At 26.1% G+C, this 4,699-nt stretch carries 6 protein-coding genes; 2 read left to right on the forward strand and 4 right to left on the reverse strand.

The annotated features are described in order from the left end of the window. Both J7M77_RS14780 and J7M77_RS14785 read right to left on the reverse strand, forming a co-directional pair. A partial coding sequence (locus J7M77_RS14780) for a ZIP family metal transporter (protein ID WP_296879949.1) occupies nucleotides 1-592 on the reverse strand: 592 nt, incomplete at its 3' end. Between the two features lie 118 nt (nucleotides 593-710). Next, complete coding sequence (locus J7M77_RS14785) at nucleotides 711-1,268, reverse strand: TetR-like C-terminal domain-containing protein (RefSeq protein WP_296879951.1); 558 nt, start codon at nucleotides 1,266-1,268, stop codon at nucleotides 711-713. 197 nt (nucleotides 1,269-1,465) lie between these two features. Between J7M77_RS14785 and J7M77_RS14790 the strand changes: the two genes are divergently transcribed. Together J7M77_RS14790 and J7M77_RS14795 are read left to right on the forward strand one after the other, a co-directional pair. Beyond that, the gene (locus tag J7M77_RS14790; RefSeq protein ID WP_296879952.1) at nucleotides 1,466-1,600 is read left to right on the forward strand and encodes a hypothetical protein; all 135 of its coding nucleotides are present in this window, start codon (nucleotides 1,466-1,468) and stop codon (nucleotides 1,598-1,600) included. Between the two features lie 187 nt (nucleotides 1,601-1,787). Then, nucleotides 1,788-1,940 carry a hypothetical protein gene (locus tag J7M77_RS14795; protein ID WP_296879953.1) on the forward strand — a complete coding sequence of 51 codons (153 nt, stop codon included), beginning with the start codon at nucleotides 1,788-1,790 and terminating at the stop codon, nucleotides 1,938-1,940. A 94-nt stretch (nucleotides 1,941-2,034) separates the two neighbouring features. On the opposite strand, the gene J7M77_RS14800 is transcribed toward J7M77_RS14795, so the two are convergent. Both J7M77_RS14800 and J7M77_RS14805 read right to left on the reverse strand, forming a co-directional pair. Then, nucleotides 2,035-2,862: a nucleotidyl transferase AbiEii/AbiGii toxin family protein gene (locus J7M77_RS14800; RefSeq protein WP_296879955.1), complete on the reverse strand. Its 828-nt coding sequence runs from the start codon at nucleotides 2,860-2,862 to the stop codon at nucleotides 2,035-2,037. Further along, nucleotides 2,862-3,398, reverse strand: a complete 537-nt coding sequence (locus J7M77_RS14805) for a hypothetical protein (protein WP_296879956.1) — start codon at nucleotides 3,396-3,398, stop codon at nucleotides 2,862-2,864. The genes J7M77_RS14800 and J7M77_RS14805 overlap by 1 nt, the downstream gene beginning before the upstream one ends. Between the last annotated feature and the right edge of the window lie 1,301 nt (nucleotides 3,399-4,699).

Consider the following 4,699-nt stretch of genomic DNA (forward strand, 5'->3'; position numbering starts at 1 on the left):
ACATAATTGTTATTGCTGCTCCAATTGGTTCAACAATTCCTGATAATGCTCCGTATAAAAACGAACGGTGTTTAGATAATCCATTAGCCTTTAATGGCATAGAGATAATTGCTCCTTCAGGAAAGTTTTGAATCGCAATTCCTAAAGATAAAGCCACTGCTCCGGCAAATGTAATTCCTTCACTACCGGCTACTAACCCGGCAAATAAAACACCAACAGCCATTCCTTCAGGAATATTATGCAAAGTCACCGCTAAAACTAACATCGTTGTTTTCTTTAAATGACTTTTAGGACCTTCTTCTTGATTATCTAAATGCATATGTGGAATCACATGATCTAATAGTAATAAAAACAAAATTCCTATCATAAAACCAACTGCAGCCGGAATAAAAGCCAACTTTCCAAGTGATTCAGACATATCCATTGCTGGAATCAATAACGACCAAATTGAAGCTGCTACCATTACTCCTGAAGCAAATCCTAACAACGCTTTTAAAAGCATATTACTCATTTTATCTTTCATGAAATAGACACAGCCAGCACCAGCAGCTGTTCCAATAAACGGTATCATGACACCCCAAAATATTTCCACACTATCCCTCCTTCAAAATAGTTTTATTTTATATTTGACATTATTCTATCTTAACTATAATTTTTCTGCAAATGATATGCTAAAAAAGAAGCATATATGAAAATATCCTATAACAAATCTATGATATTGAAGATTTTAATGTGTTAGTAATCAATTGCGTAATAAATGATGCAATTTCTTTCGGTGATTCTTGCATTCCATCATTGATCCAATAATCTAATATCCCACTACTACCTTGAGCAGTATATACATAAATCAAAGCTTGCTTAGTTTTAGATAAATGAGGAAACTGTTCATTGATATAAGTAGAAAATTCAGCATAGCACATTTGAAAGATTTTTAACGGAAACTTAGTGTCACCATTTTCTGAAAATAATGTTATATATAATGACCCGTTTTCTTTCATTTTTTCAAGTACTTTAATTAAAGTTTTATCAATACCATCTAAAATAGAACTTCTCATTGTTTCATGTAATTCTTCTAAAATTTCTTCTTCTATTTTATCCATTAAATCATAAATATCTAGATAATATTTATAAAAAGTAGTTCGATTGATTTCAGCCATTTCGCAAAGCTCTTTTACCGTAATTTTATTAATTGGTTTTTGTTTCAACAAAGAAATGAAATTAACGCGAATAATCATTTTCGTATATCTAACACGTGCATCTTGTCCCATTTTATGATCCCTCCAAAGTCAACAATTTAATTATTTTTGTCATATTAACCAACATTTTTACAACAAATGTTGATTAACTTACATGTTGATGAAAATTGATGATTGTTTTAATTCCTATAAGGATTATACTAAAACTGTAAAAATAAAACAACATTTGTTGATTAAAATACATTGTGTGGATAAAGGAGGTAAGGCAAATGAATCCGGTTAAATTGATAAACTTATCGGATATTTGGATGGTACCAGTGATCATGTTGATTACAGCACTAAGTCTAATAGTTCTAATTACTAGTGTAAAAAAGAGTTTTCAGCTTATTAAACGTATCATTTAAAACTAGATAATTTATATTTTAAGGAGATGAAAATATGTTAAAAACAGTTTTTAAAATCATGAAGGCATCTACTATAACAACCGTTAAATTGATTTTTGATATCATAGAATTTCCAAAGAAATAACGATTATCCACAATTATTAAACATTTTATCAAAAAATATTTAATCAAAAGGAGAGTTTAAATTATGTCAAACTTATCATCAATTATCTTAGTTCCTGTAATTATCGGATGTGCTCTTGGTGGTACAGTAGGAATCTTGAAAGTTATTCACAAGTTTTTTCCTAACGCTAAAAACAGCGTTGAAAAAACAGAGGAATGGATTGAAAAACATAAGTAAAATAAAAAGAGGAAATTGATTTTCAATCCTCTTTTTAGATTAAACGTTTTCCACTCTAAAAATAGTACATCTACAACTCTATCTAATTTTATTCCTAATTCATACTAATCGCAGTTTCTGTTTTAACATCTTCCAATAGCATGATTAATTTAACTACTATTTGTTTGATATCTACATTTACCCAATTTCTCCTAGATGTATTTAGTCTACTTTGAAAAGCTCTATTATTCAATGTTGTACTAACTCTACGAATAATATCTTCCATATTATTTTCTTTCATTCCAGAATCCATAAATATATATTTTTTAAAACAATTAAGTAGTTTTTCTGTATTCACTTTATCACTTAAATAATATAAGTCAAAAATATCTTTGTATCGTCTAGAAAAAGTTCCAAACTTCAATAGTGATCGTAATTTTTCTGTAAACATTTGCTCTTTTGAATTCATCAATAAACTTACACCACTATCGTCTAAACAAACATCAAAACAATACTCCTCTTGAATAATACTCAAATCTTTATGTACTCCAATATCAAGCTTACTATCTATATAATCTCCAGAATCATCTTCTATATGAATATAAACTCTTTTTCCATGATAATCTTGATGTTTTAATTCATCTATTCTTTCTTTTATACTGATATTCACCCCAACTACACAATTTAATTTAGAAATGAATTTAATAATTGACTGGTCACTTAGAGAATATCTTATAAAATCAATATCGATATCTTGTGTAGCTCGTCTTATGTTATGAGATATACTTCTCATAACAACGCCACCTTTAATAGTAACATTATTTTTTAGAGAACTATTTGAAATTGCTTTTAAAATGATATCTTGACATACTTTTGCTTCAGCGTTTTCATCATCATATCCTTCTTCTTTTACTTTAATAATAAGTTCATTTAAATATCCCACTAAAACACCTCCATTTGAATTATATTTAGTACCATTTGACATTTTGGTGAAGCTATCGCTAATTCTTCAATCAACTCAATATCCAACTCATGAATGATTTTTCTATAAGAATCGATAATTTCTTTATAATAATCATATGGTAATTTATTTTTATATCTAATTAATTCAATCAATAAGCGCTCTTTGGTATAAATATTGATTTCTATATTATGAATTTTTTTCTTTTCTTTACCCTGATCTAAAAAATCTTTTGTAATAAAATACTGTTTAATTTTAGCATCCTTTATTTTATAAGCATCTTTACTTGTAATAACATGATACTTATCTGGTATAACATCTGTCAAAGAATGGTAATAAAAAGCCGAATCTAAAGTAAATATAGCATACGGATATTTTACAGTTATAACTTCTAAAAAAGAATAATTCTTAGTTGTTGAATATATACCCTTTTCAATTTTATATAATTTCTTTTCTTTTATCTTTTTTTTTATCATATAATCGCTTTTATATAACTCGATACATTGGCTATAAGACATTATCATATTATCACCTTTCTTTAAGTAAAAATCCGTAATTTTTAATTTTTTACGGATATATACTAAAATAAGTATATCATTTATTTTTAGTTAGTCAATAAAATCAACATATAGATAATCGTATATATAAATTACAAACCCAATAAACCTTTAAAAGAGGCATTATACCTCTTTAGTTTTTATATTCATTTATGTGACAATAACCGTTTTAATTTAATTACGAATTTTTTCCTTACCCTGATCTAAAAAATCTTTTGTAATAAAATACTGTTTAATTTTAGCATCCTTTATTTTATTAGCATCTTTGCTTGTAATAACATGGCAGATCCGCTATAACATCTGTCAAAGAATACTAATAAAAACCGAATCTAAAGTATATATAGCATAACGATATTCTATAGTTATAACTTCTAAAAAAGAATAATTCTTAGATGTTAAATATAATTCCTTTTCTTCTATTCTTTTTATCATATAGCCGTTTCTATACACTAAACAATATCATTTTTAAGTAAAAATCCGCAATTTTTATTTTTTTACGGATATATACTTAAAAATATATTATTTTTTTATTTAGCCAATAGAATCACCATATAAATAACTGTTTATATATGAATTGCAAACCTAACAAAGAAACTTTTATGCTTAACAACATTGAAAAATCAGATATTTGTTACTATCTTTATATATAATAAATATTTTAGTAAATGTTATCATAATGAGATAAAACTATTTTGAAAAGTAAAAATATTCATCAACATATAAGTATCGCTAATTTATTCGTAGTTTTTTCACGCGTAAAATCAATCGTATTTTTTTGCGCGTGATTTATGATTGATTATCATTTAATAAATATCAATTTATTCTATATTTCAAATCAGATATGGATCGATAACAATAATATTTTTATTTTAACTGATTAATTTAAGTATTGTTACTTCTAACTAATATTATTCTATTTATTATTAAGATTGACTTCATGATACTGCCTTTTTACTATTTTTAGAAAAATTCTTAAGTTCATCAAGGAATAATGAATATTCGTTTACGTATGATAATTTATTTTTATATCTAATTAAAGATGATAAAAAGTATATTTTTAACAGTTAAAAAACTCTGATCTAATAAGACCAGAGTTAAATTAATAATTAACTATGACTCAGCTTCTTCTAATTTCGATGTGCAATGAGGACATCTAGTTGCTTCTATATCTATTTCTTCTTTACAATATGGACAAATCTTAGTTGTAACTTCTTCTACTTCTTCTTTCTTTTTAGAGATGATTCCTTCATTAATTGAATTAA

It is taken from the genome of Thomasclavelia sp. (assembly GCF_017889095.1).
Taxonomy (GTDB): Bacteria; Bacillota_I; Bacilli_A; order Erysipelotrichales; family Coprobacillaceae; genus Thomasclavelia.